Source organism: Leeuwenhoekiella sp. CH_XMU1409-2 (assembly GCF_037029365.1).
Lineage (GTDB): Bacteria > Bacteroidota > Bacteroidia > Flavobacteriales > Flavobacteriaceae > Leeuwenhoekiella > Leeuwenhoekiella blandensis.
This window is the reverse complement of the sequence record NZ_JAYMEI010000011.1, coordinates 148,037-165,689: the sequence shown is the minus strand read 5'-3', so window position 1 is coordinate 165,689 and position 17,653 is coordinate 148,037. Positions and strand designations below refer to the sequence as shown.

Annotated in this window: 18 protein-coding genes; 15 read left to right on the top strand and 3 right to left on the bottom strand. The window is 39.4% G+C overall.

The genetic code is table 11. The features are described from left to right. Positions 1 to 265: 265 nt before the first annotated feature. The 5 genes from WA338_RS12910 (at position 266) to WA338_RS12890 (ending at position 3,982) form a co-directional block, all read left to right on the top strand. The gene (locus tag WA338_RS12910) at positions 266 to 646 is read left to right on the top strand and encodes a helix-turn-helix domain-containing protein (protein WP_272985723.1); all 381 of its coding nucleotides are present in this window, start codon (positions 266 to 268) and stop codon (positions 644 to 646) included. Beyond that, complete coding sequence (locus tag WA338_RS12905) at positions 643 to 1,506, top strand: IS3 family transposase (protein ID WP_272985721.1); 864 nt, start codon at positions 643 to 645, stop codon at positions 1,504 to 1,506. Before WA338_RS12910 ends, WA338_RS12905 begins: the two co-directional genes overlap by 4 nt. 176 nt (positions 1,507 to 1,682) lie before the next feature. Continuing rightward, positions 1,683 to 2,246, top strand: coding sequence for a hypothetical protein (locus tag WA338_RS12900; protein ID WP_272985720.1), 564 nt, complete (start codon positions 1,683 to 1,685; stop codon positions 2,244 to 2,246). A 152-nt stretch (positions 2,247 to 2,398) separates the two neighbouring features. Next, the gene (locus WA338_RS12895) at positions 2,399 to 3,040 is read left to right on the top strand and encodes a DUF6843 domain-containing protein (protein WP_272985718.1); all 642 of its coding nucleotides are present in this window, start codon (positions 2,399 to 2,401) and stop codon (positions 3,038 to 3,040) included. Positions 3,041 to 3,265: 225 nt separating this feature from the next. Then, complete coding sequence (locus tag WA338_RS12890) at positions 3,266 to 3,982, top strand: carboxypeptidase-like regulatory domain-containing protein (RefSeq protein WP_272985716.1); 717 nt, start codon at positions 3,266 to 3,268, stop codon at positions 3,980 to 3,982. A gap of 290 nt (positions 3,983 to 4,272) precedes the next feature. Here the strand turns inward: WA338_RS12890 and WA338_RS12885 are convergent, their stop codons facing one another. After that, the gene (locus WA338_RS12885) at positions 4,273 to 5,424 is read right to left on the bottom strand and encodes an IS91 family transposase (RefSeq protein WP_272985715.1); all 1,152 of its coding nucleotides are present in this window, start codon (positions 5,422 to 5,424) and stop codon (positions 4,273 to 4,275) included. Continuing rightward, positions 5,424 to 6,266: a tyrosine-type recombinase/integrase gene (locus WA338_RS12880; RefSeq protein ID WP_336093628.1), complete on the bottom strand. Its 843-nt coding sequence runs from the start codon at positions 6,264 to 6,266 to the stop codon at positions 5,424 to 5,426. Before WA338_RS12880 ends, WA338_RS12885 begins: the two co-directional genes overlap by 1 nt. A 276-nt stretch (positions 6,267 to 6,542) precedes the next feature. Here WA338_RS12880 and WA338_RS12875 point away from each other — a divergent pair, with 276 nt between their 5' ends. From WA338_RS12875 to WA338_RS12865, 3 genes are all read left to right on the top strand, one after another. Further along, entirely contained in the window at positions 6,543 to 6,932 is a 390-nt protein-coding gene (locus tag WA338_RS12875; RefSeq protein ID WP_009780807.1) for a hypothetical protein, read from the top strand. 164 nt (positions 6,933 to 7,096) lie between these two features. Then, positions 7,097 to 7,756: a CPBP family intramembrane glutamic endopeptidase gene (locus tag WA338_RS12870; protein ID WP_230199264.1), complete on the top strand. Its 660-nt coding sequence runs from the start codon at positions 7,097 to 7,099 to the stop codon at positions 7,754 to 7,756. Between the two features lie 17 nt (positions 7,757 to 7,773). Continuing rightward, positions 7,774 to 8,325, top strand: coding sequence for a DinB family protein (locus tag WA338_RS12865; RefSeq protein ID WP_009780809.1), 552 nt, complete (start codon positions 7,774 to 7,776; stop codon positions 8,323 to 8,325). Between the two features lie 139 nt (positions 8,326 to 8,464). Here WA338_RS12865 and WA338_RS12860 read toward each other — a convergent pair whose 3' ends face one another. Continuing rightward, positions 8,465 to 9,832: an alpha-L-fucosidase gene (locus WA338_RS12860; protein WP_040532794.1), complete on the bottom strand. Its 1,368-nt coding sequence runs from the start codon at positions 9,830 to 9,832 to the stop codon at positions 8,465 to 8,467. Positions 9,833 to 10,056: 224 nt separating this feature from the next. Between WA338_RS12860 and WA338_RS12855 the strand changes: the two genes are divergently transcribed. The 7 genes from WA338_RS12855 to WA338_RS12825 all read left to right on the top strand — a co-directional run bounded on the left by WA338_RS12855 (position 10,057) and on the right by WA338_RS12825 (position 17,494). Next, positions 10,057 to 11,100: a serine hydrolase domain-containing protein gene (locus WA338_RS12855; RefSeq protein WP_009780811.1), complete on the top strand. Its 1,044-nt coding sequence runs from the start codon at positions 10,057 to 10,059 to the stop codon at positions 11,098 to 11,100. A gap of 38 nt (positions 11,101 to 11,138) precedes the next feature. Next, entirely contained in the window at positions 11,139 to 12,335 is a 1,197-nt protein-coding gene (locus WA338_RS12850) for a DUF418 domain-containing protein (protein WP_009780812.1), read from the top strand. A gap of 137 nt (positions 12,336 to 12,472) precedes the next feature. Further along, entirely contained in the window at positions 12,473 to 13,483 is a 1,011-nt protein-coding gene (locus WA338_RS12845) for a hypothetical protein (protein WP_272985711.1), read from the top strand. A gap of 17 nt (positions 13,484 to 13,500) precedes the next feature. Beyond that, complete coding sequence (locus WA338_RS12840; protein ID WP_009780814.1) at positions 13,501 to 14,376, top strand: CPBP family intramembrane glutamic endopeptidase; 876 nt, start codon at positions 13,501 to 13,503, stop codon at positions 14,374 to 14,376. 44 nt (positions 14,377 to 14,420) lie between these two features. After that, the gene (locus WA338_RS12835) at positions 14,421 to 15,299 is read left to right on the top strand and encodes a transglutaminase-like domain-containing protein (protein WP_009780815.1); all 879 of its coding nucleotides are present in this window, start codon (positions 14,421 to 14,423) and stop codon (positions 15,297 to 15,299) included. Between the two features lie 171 nt (positions 15,300 to 15,470). Beyond that, positions 15,471 to 16,799, top strand: coding sequence for a DEAD/DEAH box helicase (locus WA338_RS12830; protein ID WP_009780816.1), 1,329 nt, complete (start codon positions 15,471 to 15,473; stop codon positions 16,797 to 16,799). Between the two features lie 209 nt (positions 16,800 to 17,008). Then, a complete protein-coding gene (locus WA338_RS12825) occupies positions 17,009 to 17,494 on the top strand; it encodes a hypothetical protein (protein WP_009780817.1) in 486 nt (161 codons plus the stop codon). Positions 17,495 to 17,653 lie beyond the last annotated feature (159 nt).

Sequence of the window (17,653 nt, the reverse complement as noted above, 5' to 3'; positions counted from 1 at the left end):
CGGCTATAGTAACCTTAACCTGCTCTTTTGTTCTTTCTGATTAATGCTATAATTTAAACAGAATCAAACTTAAGATGGCTATAAGTAATTGCTTGTTCTCGCCTACTTCTGAAAATCCGCGAGGATTTTCAGTTTGGTGTGTACTTGCAAAGTTAAGTGCTAACTCACGCAACTATTCATAGCCGAGACCGTTACCAGCAAGGCTGAAAGATGTCATTTCCTGAAATAGGTTGACCAAAAATCAATCATTTAATTCAGGATTAAGATGAAAGAGAACAAACCTCCCTGCCCAAAAAAAGAATACCAAAAAGTAAGTTTTGAACTTAAATTAATGATCATTGACCAAATTCAAAATGGTCAGATCTCCGTTAACTATGCGGCTAAATCTTATAACGTTTCAAGATCTTCCATTGACTATTGGCTAAAAAAATACAGTACCTTAGAACAAAAGAAACGAGGTATGAGTAAACAAGATGAAATCAAAAAATTAAAGGAAAAGATCGAAGAACTGGAGTTTATTAAGGAGTTCCAGAGGGATTACATCGCTAACCTAGAGAACCTTTCAGGACTGGACCTGGCAAAAAAGCATTTGCCCGAAGCATTAGCCAAAGAAATCGAAAAACGCAAAAGAGACCTTTTAAAATGAAATGGGTCTATCAATGCTTCGGGATATCCAAACAAGCCTTTTACAAGCGTCTGTCCACTTTTAGAGCATCCAACCTTCAAGAACAGGTGATTCTAGATCTTGTTGAAAACATACGAAAAGAAATGCCCAAAACAGGCGGTTTAAAGCTTTATAAAGCTATCAAACCGGTATTGGTTCAAAAAAACATTAAAATAGGCAGAGATCGCTTTTATCAGTTTCTAAGAAGACATCGGTTGCTTGTGCCTAGAACCAAAAGAGCACACATCACAACAGACTCAAAACATCATTTTTATAAATACCCCAATCTTATTAAAAACTTTATTCCTACAGCTGCAGAGCAGTTGTGGGTTAGCGATATCACCTATATCAAGATTGAGGGGGCTAATGCTTATCTGGCACTGGTTACAGATGCGTATTCTAAAAAAATAATGGGTTACAAAATTGATGATCATATGAAAACAAGCCTTTGCATAGATGCGCTGAAAATGGCGATCCATCAGCGAAAGTATAGTCATCAGAAGCTCATTCATCACTCTGATCGTGGCTTGCAATACTGCAATCCTAACTATACTGGTTTTGCAGAAATCAATGGCATCCAGATTAGTATGACTCAGCAGTACGATCCCTATGAAAATGCTGTGGCCGAAAGAATTAACGGAATATTAAAACAAGAATTTGGATTGGGTAAGACAATCGTAAACTTGAAATTAGCCAAGAAGATGGTCAAAAAAGCGGTGCTGATCTACAATTCAAAGCGAATGCATTACAGTCTGGAATTTAAAACACCAGACTTTGCTCACATCTATCAAAACCACAGTTACAAACAGTATAGAAAAATGCCGATATTAGTAACCACCTAAATTAAAATAGTAAACCAAAAAAGGTCAACCTATTTCAGTATAAGACAATCCTAGAATCAACATCAATTTTATATAATCTTCCGAAAGAATTTCAACTGAAAGAATTTCTAATTTTTGATGCAGTTAGATTTTCTCTAGAAATTATAGATGATAGTTTCAAAAAATTAGTCGCGGAATTGGAAAAAGCATCGGACACAAATAAGAGAAATGTTTCAAATTCTTTTCACAACGCTTGGACAATAATCGATTATGCGAATAGGATAAATGATTTATTATACCAACTCCCGTGGGAAAATAAAAAAGAGATTTTAGGGAACTTATATAATTTAAAAGACTTTAGAAACACATTTCAGCACTTAGGAGTTAGAAATACAGCAGTATTAAAAAAGAACACACCTTTTTTTGGAATTATATCGTGGTTCTATTTTAATAACAAAACTGAGAAACATAAGCTTCATTATTTTATAAGTGGCGTAGCCAGAATAACTGAAATGGATCGGATAGTTCCTGACACTACTCAATTCGATAAAAAAATCAATAATATTGCCCTGCATACAGTGAATGGTAAAAAAGTAATCAAAGCAGAGCTAAATAATGTAATTAAGGATCTAAAAAATCTCTGCCTTAATTTAGAAGAAAGAATCCAAAATTATTACGAAAGACATCAACTGGAAAAATCAAATTGGGAGAAAAGAAGAGATATCCATATTATTTTGAAACCAGAAGATTATGAGGAATAACTCATACTTTGCCTAACAACGATTAATCGCAAATAGCGGCTTTTAGATAAAAAAGTGTAATTTTAGAATCAAAGCAAGAAAAGGTTAAGCTGACAAATCCGTGTCTCTTACTCCGCTACTTGCGATAATCGAAACCGTTGCCACGCATTTGAATGAAAAACCTAAAGACACCACTCGGAATAATCGGTCTTCTTTACATAGTCTTTGGACTTGTGATGAATATTTGGATGTTTATTGGTGCTTGGTGGCCGACATATCTATACTTCCTTTCAATTGGAATCGGAATTTTTCTTTTACTAATCAACGGACTGACTAAAAGACTACCCAGATTTAAAATTTGGCAGACTTTAATAGGGATTTCACCAATAGTGGCATTTTTCATATTCATTGAGATGACTAAGGCCTCTGATGATATCTTTATCATTCCAGCACACTTCAAAGGGACAATAGTCGTCATTTATGGACAAGAAAATGGGACTGAAAAGAAATATGAAAATAGTAAACGTTTATATCTTATTCCACAAAACGGAATTCTAAAAACACAGTTTAAACTCAAAGGTGAGACAGCGAATTTTGGTGAATACTATTATCTAACCGACAATGGACAAAGAGTTAGAATTGAGTCCTTTCCATATTATAAGCCTTTTCCTGACAGCACAAAGATTTATGTTCATAATTGGCAATTGGGAAGTGCGAACGATAATGAAGGAAATAAATTTAAGTACCAACAAGCAACAATTGGAACAAAGTCGGACAGTTTCGAAACTGACATATTTAAACTAATTGAAAAATAAAAAACGTGTGGCAACAATGGTTATAAAACATAGGGCGGACAGTGCTTTCCGCAAGTTTTGGGGTCTTAGTAAGCTCGGTTTCGGGCTGACAGTTAAGTGTTTCTAAATGCCTACATTTCATACCCGAGCCGTTGGCAACAATATTGAAAAACGACATTGAACTTTAACATAACTTATTCCATACTATTATTTTTCTGTATTTTTTCCGCTTTTGGACAACGGACTTTGAGCGGAAGAGTTGTTGATGAAAATTTGGAAATTGCACCATTAGTTACGATTTATGATAAAGACACAACCGAAATTGGAAAAGCTGACCTAGATGGTTACTTTGAAATTGAATTACCAAAAGAAACGGAAAAGATAATATTTGCTGGACTTGGTTATGAATGGGCAACAATCACGATTCCGAATGATTGTAAAACCCCAGAAATAATATTGTTCTTCGAATATACTTACGATTTTATGTCATCAAAAAAAATCGACCGCCTTCGGAAAAAAAGATTTGATAAATTAACCGAATTACATTTTCAGGCTTTCAAAAAGGGACTGTTTAAAACAGACAAACCTTGTGTCAACCGAAATTTTGAACCGTATAAACCTGAACTTGACAGAATAGCTAAACTTTTAAAGAAACAAGCGAAAGAAAATAAAAACGATTTTAAAGATTTAGAAATAGGTGATAGTTTAAAAATACCATTTGGATTAGATACATCAAAAAAGAAAATTAATACTTATTATTCACCTTGTAAGAATTGCACGGAAGAAGATTATAAATATTTAATTGAAGGAGTAATCGTAGGTGAAAATAGAAGAAAGTTAACTCTCGAAATTAAAATTGTGGAAATGACACCTTATGATTCTTTAGAATATAGAGGAGAGATTTTAAGTATTGACAGCACATTTAAATACGAAATGAAATATTTTGAAGTAATAATAGAATAAAATACTGTTGCCAATAACTAGCGTTCGTGTGGTCGGTACGACCTAGCATGAACGCCGTGTTGACTGAACCGGTTCTCTGTCGGTCAGCCTACTATGGGTTTTAGTTTGTTTTTGGGTAGGGTTTAGAGGTAAGTATCGAGTATGTTGTGTACACTTTTAGTCTTGATACGCTTGAAGATATGTGTGTCACTTGTTAGAAGTTCTTGAAGTCCGTGCTTTTTGGTGTGTTTTTGTTCACTTTTAGTCTGTTTAGGACATAGAACTCCCTAACCCCTCCAAAGGGCGTTTTTTTACTGTGCTTTAGTATATTTTTTAAGTTTTTTGATCCAGTATGGCGGAGGTCCCCGTGCGGTAAAGGTTTCAAGGGTTATTAGTGTTCCTTTTTTACAGGTTGGGCATATTCGGTGTTGCAGCGACGGTTTTTCTTGGAGCTGTACCTTCCCTAAAGTTTTATGCAAGTGGTCAAGACTTTCCCGTTTATGGTAAGCGCTTAAGATTCCGTAATGACGGATGCGCACAAAACCTTTAGGAAGAATGTGCAAGGTAAAGCGTCTGATAAACTCGCTGTCGCTTAAGTGCATCAGAGATTTCTTTCCCCCGTGGCGGTAATCCTTCACCGAAAACACCACCCCACTGTCATCCAGATTTTTGATGCGGTGGTTGCTAATGGCAATCTTATGGGTATAGCGCCCCAGATATTCAACCACCTGAGGCGGTCCTAAAAACGGACGCTTGCAATAGACCACCCATTCCTTTTTGAATAGGTTTTGGTACAAGTCCTGTGGTTGTTCTGTTTTAAGTTTTTTACGCAATCCTGCTACAAAACGCGCTCGGAACACCCTGCTCATAGCCTTGACCGGGAAGAGGTAGCGTGCCTTACGGCAGCCAGGTTTCCCTTTGCTCTTGGCAGACTTCCATTTACCACTTTTGGTGATCCCTCCACCGGGCACAATACAATGCAGGTGCGGATGCAAGGACAGGTTCTGTCCCCAGGTATGCAGGATGGCGATCATTCCGGGACTAGCCCCTAAAAACTTAGGATTGGAAGCAAACCCTGTTATAACCTCCCAAGCGGTTTTGAACAGCAAGTCATACAAGAGTCTGGGCTCATACAGGCACAGGCGGTTGAGCTCACAAGGCAGGGTAAAGACCACGTGGAAGTAAGGCACATTCAAGAGTTCTTCTTCCCGTGCTCTAATCCATTGCTCCCTTTTGTGCCCCTGGCACTTGGGACAATGCCGGTTACGACAACTGTTATAACTCAGGTGTAAGATATTGCAAGAGGTATTGGTGCAGCGGTCAATGTGACCGCCCAGGGCAGCCGTGCGGCATTTACGCAAGGCGTATAAAGTTCTTAACTGCCAGCTAGTGGCACAACAGCCAGCTAAGTCTTGTGTATTGCGATTTAATACCTGAGCTACCTCATACGTAGCCCTTGCCATCAGTCTTGTTTATAGAGTTTATCAAGCGGACTGAAGGACTTTTGCCTGCCCAGTTGAGCCACGTGTAAATACGTTAGGGTGGTCTGGATGTCTGCGTGCCCTAAAAGATCCTTTACACTCATAATATCAAGACCCATCTCCAGAAGGTGGGTAGCATAACTGTGGCGCAGGCTGTGGGTGGTCACTTGTTTTCTTATGCCGCTATGCTTACGGGCTTCACTTACGATCCAACGCACCCCTTGAGTAGAAAGCGGGACAGCTTTACCTTCGCTATTATTACCGGTAAAGCACCAGATGGAAGGCTGTTCTGCCCTAAGGTAGGTTTGAAGTCCGCGGATCTGCATCTTTGACAAGGGTACATACCGGTCTTTCCTGCCTTTTCCCTGGCGGATGTGGAGCATCATCCGGTCAAAGTCCAGATCTTTTAACTGCAGGTTACACAGTTCAAAACACCGAAGACCGCAACCATAAAGCAGTGCCAAGACCAGACGGTGCTTTAATAACTTTGGAGCTTTTAAGAGTCGCTTTACCTCCCTAAAGCTTAAGACAACCGGAAGCTTTTTGGGACGCTCAATGGAGGGGAGCATCAACTGCATTTCTTTACGGTTAGATATCCTGTAAGCATATCTCAAGCCATAAACGGTATGTTTAAAAAAGCTGCTCGAAGGAGTCTTGTTGCGAGATTTTAAAACGTGTAGATAATCCAGCACCTGTTCTTCATCCAGATCCAGTGGACTACACTTAAAATGCAGGGCTATGTGTGAAAGACAGCGGGCATAATTAGTTAAGGTACTTTGGCTTTTGCCCGATAGTTCAACAGAACGTTTTAGTTTGAGATACAATTCCTGAAATTCCGGAACACATTCACAAGCACGTTCAATCAGAGTACTACTTTTTTTTCATAATTTGCTAACTATTAGATTTATATATCCTAAAGGTAGTGAATAGAGATTTAGACAACTCTTGAAGCTACCTTTAGGTTTAGTTCAACACAGTGTATAGCTCATTGCGGCTGAATTCCTCATAGTTTATTTGGGCAACTTTACTATCTTTAAGTCGGGCGAAATCCCGATGCTTCGGGACTAGTTGGATTTTTTTGTAAAACCGTTGTGCACAATATGCAAAACCTCAAGATGATTAATCAAACTTTCCTATTAGGACTTTTCATTCTGAGCCTGAATTCCTGTACGGAATCGATAAAAAAAACTTCAAAATTCATTTATGAGATAGAAGAAAGTAGCGTGCAATTAAAAATCTTGAATGGAAATGACTATCTGACTTATAATACTCCTATCAGAGTAGATTTTGAATGGAAAAATATTGAACCAGAAACAGTTTCGATCTACGGAGCAGGAATAAAGCTTCTGAGAATAAAGAATGAAGTCACTCAAACTGAAATAAATATAGAAAGGCATCACTTGATCTCAGATACCTTGGATATCAAGTTGAGTTTTGAGCTTAATGGTCAAAAAACTAGCACTTATTTTAATATTCCTGTAAAAAATTAAAAACTAGTTCTCCTCCTAACATCTAGTTGCATCACTCCCTTTCTTCAGCTACTTTTAATAAATAAACAATACCAAAAAAAGCCACACGCATTTAATCTCCAAGATGAAGTAGATGATAGGAATTTTAGTCTTAATTAGCATTTCTTGGTTGTTGCTCTATCTTGTTGAAAAAAAAGAGCATTCTGGCATTGGGCGTGCTTCCGCCGGGTAAACGTTTAAAACAATTGGGCTTAGGTTTTTTGGTTACCGCGATACTTTGCGTGCTTGTACAGTATTTAGAAGCCTATCTAAAAAGCTCGTCTTGGATCTTGAATGAAAAGATCACTTCTGGCATTGTCCTAAAATCCTTGTGGTGGGATTTTAAATCGGTATTGACTGAAGAACTCTTATTTCGCGGAGCCCTGTTATACCTGCTTATCCAAAAAATAGGCTCCAAGAAAAGTATCCTAATTTCTGCAATCGCCTTTGGCATATATCACTGGTTCTCCTACGGAGTGTTTGGAAATCTAATAGCAATGCTTTTCGTTTTTATCGGAACCGGATTGATGGGATATGCCTGGGCTTGGGCATTTGCAAAAACCAGATCAATGCTGTTAGGTTTCGGCTTACATTTGGGATGGAATGTCACTTACAATACCCTATTCTCTAAAGGTCCCTTAGGCGAACTCGTTTTCCTTTCAAAAGGTGAAACGGAATTAACCGATTGGGCTTCATTGCTCAATTTTACAAGTGGGTTAATTCTCGTCCCCATCATTGTCCTGTTGTTTATACGTTACGGTATTAAAAAAGAAGCGGTGCAAGAGGACTCTGAGGCAAATCTTTAAATTGATAATCAAAACTCATGAAAAACATCAAGTATACCTTAATACTAATTGCCGTTTTTATCCTATCTGCTTGTATGCAACCGGTAAGTGCGCAGGAAAATGTGTTTATAAAGGAGTATATAGAGCGGCTAGAACAATCAAAGGCCTACTTAATTCTTGTAGCCGAAACGATGCCCGAAGCGCAATACAAATTCAGAGCAACTGCAGAATCTATGAGTTTTGAAGAGCATTTGATGCATATAGCTTGGGCGATGGACTGGCATAGTCAATCTTTAATTGGTGGCCGCAAGGCACGCGATTGGAACACCGACACCACACTGAAAGTTGACAACAAATCAAAAAAAGAAATGATCGCTACGATCGCAGAGACTTTTGATACCACCATCCATTTCATTGCTAACCTAGATCTCGATATTCTTGATGAAAGACTGGACTACTTTGGAGCAAACCGAACGAAACGACAAATTTTACTCTTACTTGCAGATCACATCACACACCATAGGGCGCAAATGCTTGTTAATATGCGCCTCAACAAAATCCAACCGCCTCGGTATGTGCTGTATCAGTAAAGCTTAAATTAATAAAACTACTTTCCTGTGCTCTTGAATTCAAGTAAACTACCTTAGGGCAAGCCTGGGAGTATTAAACCCTTTGGCGGCGCCAATAAAAAATCCGTGATCTTAGACCACGGATTTTCTTCGTTCTAAATTATTTTAGAAAGAGCTCGATCACCGGGATCTCCACATCGGGTTTGGTTACCGGCAGTACGAGGTTGATATCATTCTCACCAAACTCTTGCTCGATCATCCAATGACTGTAAGGCTCGGTCAGTTCGATTTCTGAAGCATCGTGTAAAAACTGTGCATATTTGATCTTGTACTTAAAATCCTTCAATAAGAGATTCTTTGTAGGATAGTTAAGCAAGTGCAGATACAATCGCTTACTTTTAGGATTGTAGGTTAACACGGTATTAGGTGGTGCCGTAAATCCTTCGGGAGCTTGAGTACACTCATAAATAGCACGGCTGTTATAGGCCATCCACTCCCCCATTTCGGCTAAAGCTTTATCTACTCGAGGATCAAAAGCTCCACGCCCCGTGGGTCCTACATTAAGCAGTACGTTTCCGCCTTTGCTTACCGACTCGATCAATAAGGTAAGCAACTGCCGTTTGTTTTTCCAGGTGTATTCATCGCGGTAATACCCCCAAGACCCGGAGAAGGTTTGGCAGGTTTCCCAAGCAACGCGCTCCCCGTTATACTCCAACCACTTCTCTACAGTAAACTGCTCTGGCGTGGTAAAGTCCCAACCGCCTTCATATTCTTTGAGATCCGCACGGTCATTCACAATGATCTCAGGCTGAAGCTCACGCACCATTTTCATCAGTCCGGCAGAATCCCAATCTTCGGCAAACTTCCCATGCGGATTAGGGAATGAATAATCGAGCCACAGCAGATCGATCTTTCCATACTTGGTAAGGATCTCTCGTACGTGATTTTTCAAATATTCCCTGTAGATGTCCATATCGCGACCCTTATTGAGTTTTGCATAGTCTTCTTCATTTTCCGGACTTAGCGGATGGTTACGATCTATGGTATACTCCGGATGATGCCAGTCTAGCAACGAATAATAAAAGCCCACTTTTAGACCTTCTGCTCTAAATGCATCTACCCACTCTTGAATCGCGTCTTTCCCGTATGGGGTATTGGTAATCTTATAATCGGTATATTCAGAATCAAAAAGTGTGAAGCCTTCGTGATGTTTTGTAGTAATCACGGCATATTTCATACCGGCAGCTTTTGCCTTTTTAGCCCAAACCTTAGGATCATACAAATCAGGATTGAAAAGCTCAAAATACTTCTCATATTCTTCAACACTCATTTTTTCTTTGCGCATCACCCACTCGTGACGTGCCGCCTGAGAGTATAACCCAAAGTGAATGAACATCCCAAAACGGGCATCGGTCCACCACTGCATACGCTCTTTTTTCTGTGCCGGGGTCTCCTCCCAAATTTTCTCTTGGCCAAAAACATTGAGGCTTTGGCAAACAATCAATAGAATTAGTAGTTTTTTAATCATAATTTCTGTTAATATTCATAAGTAAATATAACAATTAATGCTTCAATATGAATAAATAGAAGCTCTTCAAATACGTGTAGTAGTAGCTTCCGCATTAGAAGCTCAAAACAACAAGCACACTTTTATCTAAGTATCAAAGAGTTATCTTAAAGAAAAACAACACCCGCCACGTGTAACAAATTCTTCCGTTTATAAACTTATAGGCTATAACAAGACTTAACCCAATGGCTTCAAAGCGTACAACAACCATCATCAGAATTTTACTTTTTACAGCAACGCTCATTTCGTTATACTTTGTCCCCTGGCCTATTGTTACGGCGTGGATCAAACCTTTGCCAGACACGATTCAGGAACAAGTTGATAAAGCGCCAGACTATGGTTTTGATGGTATTATCGTTTATGTAGATCAAGCAGGAAAAGCCCCAGCCTGGTATACCGCCGGTACGCACAGCAGAGAAACTCAAGAACCGGCACGCCCCGATGCGCTGTTTAAGATTGCCAGTGTAAGTAAATTGTATACGGCTTTGGCTGTTACTAAACTTGTGAGTAGCGGAAAACTGGACCTTGACCAGACGCTTGCACACTACTTCCCCGAGTTGGCAGATCGTATTGAATATGCAGATCAAATAACGCTAAGCATGATGGTAAAACATCGTAGTGGTATTCCTAATTTCACAGATACCTATATGTATTGGGCAAATCCTAAAGACAATAACGAAGAGCGGCTGGCTTTAATATTAGACCAACCGGCAGCTTTTGCTCCCGATACCCAATACGCATACAGCAACACCAATTATTTGCTGCTTCACGAACTCATTAAAAAAGTAACAGGTCAAACTTCTTTTTACACCATAAAAAAGGAAATTCTTGAGCCTTTAAACCTCAACAACACCTATGGTTCTATACACGATGTGGAGCTCGACCGCGTGATGAGCGGTTATTATGTAGGCTATGAACAAGATCTAAAAACCGATGACAACGATCTTATGCTGGCTACCGCGCAGGATTTAGGTAACTTTATACGTGCCCTCAATGACGGATCGGCTTTTAAAGATGCTGAAGAAAAAGCCTTATATTCCTCTATTTATAAATTTGAGCATACAGGATTGATTCCGGGGTATCAGAGTATTGCCAAGTATCACAACGAGCTGGATGCGGTGGTCATTCAGTTCACCAATACCGTAGATTTTGAAGGCTATAACTGGAATCTTTCAGAAGTGATGTATAGTCGTATTGTCAAGATTTTGAAAAAGAAAACTTCAAATTAAAACCTGTACTTTTAAGACTTAAATATGCCCTTTTAAATTTGAGCCTTACTCCTGTCAAACCTAAATCCCGTATAGACCTGCTCGATGTATATCGTGGTTTTGCGGTATTTGGGATTTTTGTGGTGAACAGTGTCATTATGCATTCCACATTTGTGAATCAAGACGCTTATCTTGCTCAGTTTACGAGTTGGTATGATCGTGGTACACAGCAGCTTTTGCAGTTGTTTTTCTACACCAAGTTCTTTCCTATTTTCTCCTTGCTTTTTGGTTTGGGGATCGCGATGCAAATCCTCAAACGCCGTCAAGAACATCAACCGGTTGCAGGCTTTCTAGGCCGTAGAATGGGTTTTCTTTTTCTATTTGGAGCAGCACACATCATTTTTTTGTGGTCTGGCGATGTCATACACCTTTACGCCCTGCTCGGGATGTTTGCGGTAGTATGCATAAAAGCTTCTAATAAGGTTTTGCTCTGGTCCTCGCTGCTCTTGCTTTGTTTTCCGTTTTACGATCTTCTGTTGGGGTGGTTATTCAACAGCATTCATTTTGATCCTTATGTTTACCTCGAGGGTTTTGACGGTGAGCGCATCAATCAAATCATTACAGAAGGCGCGTACACCCAAGGGCTCGTATTGCGCTTGCGAGAATACGTGGTAAATCTCCCGATGCTTTATGGTTTTCTGGCACCTATTGCATTGGCGATGTTCCTTCTAGGCGTGTACTTAGGTAAGAACAAGCTGGTTTATGATCTGAAATCCTTTATACTGAAGCTCAAAAAACCGGCGCTCCTTATTGCTGTAATTACCAATGTCTATAGAATCCTTTTTCTTACGCTGTTCACTTCTTTAGATCTCTATAAAACCGAAGGCTTCCGTTCAGCATTTATCAAAATGATGGTGATTTGCGACGTGGCTATGGGCCTGTTTTATTTATGGGTTTTAGGTTGGCTGTGGTACATGACGCCTTTTCAAAAACTACTGCACCCGCTGAAGTACGTCGGCCAAATGGCCTTAACCAATTATATTTTACAGAGCGCTATAGGCTTATTCCTGTTTTCTTCAGTGGGATTAGGTTGGTATGAGCAGTTAAGTCCAACACAAGTAGCATTGCTCGCTGTGAGTGTATTTATAGTACAAGTATTCTTCAGTAAACTTTGGCTTAGCTATTTTAAATACGGACCTTTAGAATGGTTTTGGCGTTGTCTCAGCTACAAAACCCTACTCAAGATCAAACGCTAGAAAGCATAAGCGATTCATTCCTAGGTACAAATTGAGACCTATGCAATACTAAAAAGAAGCTGAAAACTGAAGTCCTTTAAAAAGTAATCCTCATCAAGTTTGAATATATTTATAGCCAGATCAGAAACTACCTTGTGATGAACATTAAAATTAAAACCTTCTTACTCAGTTGTATATTTGTCTGGAGTTGTACAAACACCGAAACTCCCGAAAAGCAAAACAAAAAAACAGATTTGCAGCTTTTGGCACTCCAGGCTCAGGTAAAAACGATAACCAGTTTTACAATACAGCCGGCAAATCCTGAAGCAACTCAAATGCTGGAACCGGTAAAAACAAGACATATGGAGTTTAATGAAGCGGGATACCTCACACTATCACATGAATTTAGAGGCAACCCTACTCCATTTGCCACCAATGACTACACCTATAATGCAAAAGGGCTACTCGCTGCCCGAAAGGAAACCCGTCATTACAAGGAACCTATTATAACAAATTATGCTTACACGTATAATGAAGTAGATAGTTTAACACAGATGGAAGTTGATAACGGATTCAACCAATGGACGTATTACACGCAACGAGACGCTAAAAATCGTCCTATTCTGAAGCAAGTGATTCAGGATGATACTGTAGCTTCCCTGTATAAAATGACCTACGACACGCAAGGCAATCTGACCAGAGAAGAAAGCTATTATACTGAAACGCATCCTGATAAGTTTATTTCCAGAACCTTTAACGAGAACGGACAAAAAGTGAAGGAAGTAATTACCGATTTCAAAGACACCGGAGATACACTTCACTATACCAATCACTTCTTTTATAAAGATGATCAGCTTAGCCGTGAAGAACGTAATAAAACTTCAGACAGCGTCTATACTGAAATTACCTATACCTATCATCCTAATGGCAAACTACAGCAGGAAATCATAATGCCCAAAGGCGCTGAGAACTATGCGATAATCATACAGAAATACAACACCCACGGAGACATCACCTATCACGCAAGTAATTTTAATTCTGATCCTAAAAAGGATATTTTTACCACCCAATACACCTACGACACCCACGCGAACTGGACCGAAAAAACAAACTACAAGAACGATACGATCGTCTCAAAAACTACGCGGGACATCACATACTATGAGTAAATCTGGCATTATAGATCTTGATTGTCTTAGGCTTGACCTTTAATACCGAATTCTTGATGCAAGAACAAAACTACTCCCACAAAGGTTGGTTGAACATCTTAGCCTTCATCATTCCGTATCTGGTGGTGGTTGGGCTGTTTCAATATACCGGGATGCTCATTGCCGGGATGAATGTGGAAAGCTCCGCGCCTCGTGATTTTGACCAGCGACTCATCATTAAAAGCTTTGACCTTATTGGTACCTGTGTCGTTCTGTTTCTGTTCATGACCTTTGTAGATAAGAAACCTTTTAAGGCTTTAGGCTTTTCCATTAGCCACAGGTCTAAGGAGATTGGCTTTGGTTTGGTTCTAGGACTATTAATTATGCTTACTGGATATTCGGTTTTACTTGGCTTGAACGAGATCAGTTTTGTTCGTATCCGGTTTGACGGAATGCAATTACTTAAATCTGTTGTGTTTTTTATTTTGGTGGCCTTTATAGAAGAAATGCTTTTTAGAGGCTACATCCTGCGTAACCTGATGCTTTCTATGAATAAATACATTGCACTTTTGGGGAGTTCGCTGGTCTTTGCCTTGATGCATGCCTTCAATCCTAATGCAAGTATGTTTGCGCTTTTCAACATATTTCTTGCAGGGATTCTTTTAGGGCTTTCGTATGTGCATACTAAAAACCTTTGGTTTCCCATTGCTTTGCATTTCAGCTGGAATTTCTTCCAATCGGTTTTTGGTTTCAACGTGAGCGGTCAGGGATTTTATTCGGTAGTTCAATTTAAGATCAATACCGACAGTTCCTTAAACGGCGGAGCTTTCGGCTTTGAAGGCTCTTGGCTTTCGGTTGTGATTCAAGTATTAGCAATCATCGGGATCGCAATACATTTTAAAGCAAAAAGGTAAAACCTTATTTGTTTTAATTATATTTAAAAGTAATACGCCAGCTTATGACTATTCTAAAATATGCACTTATCTTATCTCTAATTCTTTTTCACGGTAGGGCCTTTGCTCAAACCTCTTCCACCCAAAAAGTAGAGATCGCCTATATGATTACACCTTCAGCAAAGACTAAAAAAATAAAATTTAGATGTCTGGTCCCAAGGGATATCCCCAACATCCAAAAGATAAAGAACATCAAATATTCTATTGCACCCACATCAATTATTGAAGAGGGAGATAGCAGGTATGCAAATTTTCTCTTTACCGGTATACACAAGCCCATTTCGCTAAAAATTAAGTATACAATTGCTCTTGAAGAAACTGATCTAGCACATCCCAACAAACTAGAACTAAAACAATCTACACCTTTAGATTCCTTCTTGATCGAAGAACGTTTTATTGAATTATCAGATCCCTTAATTGCTTCCACAGCTCAGAAATTAAAAGATAATGACACTTTGGGAACAGTGAAAAATATTTATCAATTTGTATCAAAAAAGCTAAAATATGGAGGCTTTAATACGGCAGACATTGGCGCTGCAAAAGCTTTGCGTCAAAAAGAAGGCGACTGTACTGAATTTACAGATCTTTTTGTAGCTCTATGCCGTATTAATGGAATTCCAGCCCGTGTAATAGATGGATATAAAGCTGATTATAATAACACACCTTTACACTCATGGCCTGAGGCTTATATCAAAGAATATGGCTGGATACGTTTTGATCCCACTCCCGGTAATGCGATTGACTTTACCAAACTTAGACCTACTTATATTCAACTAAGTACGCTTAGGAATAATCCAAAACTCAACAACGGTCATTTTTGGAGTTATACCTATTGGGGTGAAAAAATAAGTGTAAACGAGAAGATTAGCATCACCAGCCTTTAGCACATTTAACTGGATCCCACACCACAATGCTAAAGCTCTTTTTTATTAAATCGAGCCCAATCTCCGATATTCAAACTAATCAAGATAGATTTACTGGCTGAGGATGTATTTAAATTTCAAATTTCCATAGAGCAACAAGATAAACCCTATCTTTGCTGCTTATTATACTATATGACATTTAAAGAATTAGGTCTAATTGACCCTATCCTCAAGGCTTTAGCCGATAAAGGATACACCCACCCTACTCCAATTCAGCGACAAGCGATTCCAATACTTTTAAAAGGAAAAGATCTTCTGGGATCTGCACAGACCGGTACGGGTAAAACAGCTGCTTTTACCATTCCTATTCTTCAACAGATTTATGACAAGGTTGGTTCAGGCAAAGGAAAGCGCAAGCTTAAAGCACTCATCGTGACGCCTACACGCGAACTCGCGATTCAAATTGAAGACAACGTAAAAGAATACAGCAAATACACAGGAATCCAAAGTACCGTGATCTTTGGCGGAGTCAAACAAGCGTCGCAGGTACAAGCGATGCGTAAGGGTGTTGATGTGCTTACCGCTACGCCGGGACGCTTATTAGACCTGGTAAAACAAGGATTTATAGATCTGGGCACTATTGAATATTTGGTGCTTGATGAAGCCGATCAAATGCTTGATATGGGCTTTATTCACGATATTAAAAAAATACTCAAACTCGTACCGCACAAAAGGCAATCGCTTTTCTTTTCGGCCACGATGCCTAAAGAGATCATCGATCTTTCTAAGCTTATTTTGGGCGATTTTGAAAAAGTAAGCATCGCTCCAGAAAAACCGACTGCAGAGCGCGTAGATCAGGCGGTATATTTTGTAAGTAAAAAGAATAAAGCAAAATTACTGAAGCACCTTATCGATACCGAGAAGCCCGAAACCTTGCTCGTGTTTTCGCGTACGAAACACGGTGCCAATAAGATCGTAAAGGTGCTGGATAAAGCCGGCATTCAGGCTGCAGCCATTCACGGGAATAAGTCGCAAGCTGCGCGTCAAAAAGCGCTCAATGCCTTTAAAGAAGGGAAGCTTCACGTACTGGTCGCTACCGATATTGCAGCACGAGGAATCGACGTTTCAGAACTTGAGCTCGTTATTCAATACGATCTGCCTAATGTGCCTGAAACGTATGTGCATCGCATTGGTCGTACCGGACGCGCTAAAGCCAGCGGTATAGCAATTTCATTCTGTGCTACAGATGAACGCGCATATTTAAAGGATATTGAAAAGCTCATCAAGCAAAAAATACACGTGATTGAAGAACATCCGTTTTTAAGCGATGAAGCTTCAGAAGCGGGCCAGCTTGCTGCAAACAACGAGCAAGAGCAACCCAAACGCAACAACCGTAATCGCTCTAGAAACCGCAACCGTAACAGGAATCGAAACACTAATAAAAATAGCAGCAACAGACCTAAAAAGCAAACCGCGGGAAGGCCTAACAAACGTTTCAACTCAAAACCAAAGTCAGAGTAAACTATAGGGCAAGCCTCAAAGTAGTAAACCTTTTGGCGCTGCCAATAAACATTCGGTTTATATTTTAAAAAATCCGCTACGCTTAAGCTGCAGCGGATTTTTTTTAGGATCCTACCCAAAAACGCTCCACCTAAATTCTAACGATTATTTAACAGCAAATACGGTGTTTTCTGGAGTACCTTTAATCGTAAAATAAAGGATCATTTATTATGAAAAAATACCTTGTATTAAGCGTTTTTGCTACAATACTCTTTACCTCTTGTGATGACACCCGCAAAGCCTTACACGATGATTATCTTGAGTTTGTGATGCACACAGATAGTCTAGAAGTGGTACACGAGGCGATGGTGGTTTCTCACGAAGCGGTAAGAGCCGATACCCGCACCTTAAGTGAAAAATTAAAAGATGTAGAGGAGACAGATTCTGTGGCGATGGCAGATGTTCAAAAACATCAGATGTTGCTAAAGCAGCAAAATGAAACCTTAGCAAAGCTGAAAGGAATTATTGAAAGTCACGCAGAACTCAAAGACTACTTTATGTCAGACAGTATTTCTGTAGCACAAATGGAGCAGCAACTGCTGGATATGGAAGCCAATAACGAAGAGATCGCTGCACGTTTAAACCAGATCAAAACACAATTGAAAACGATCGAAGCAGAACAGGAAATCTTAAAAAATCAAGAACCTGAAAATTAACTCAACCATTTTCAGAAGCATTTCAGTACACTGACACTGTTTTATTTAAGAGATAAAAGTCCGTTGAAAAACGCATTCAACGGACTTTTTTATGGGTTGTACACGATTTTAAAGGCTTAGCATACAAGTTTTTAGTAACTTGAAGCACTTATTTTGTTC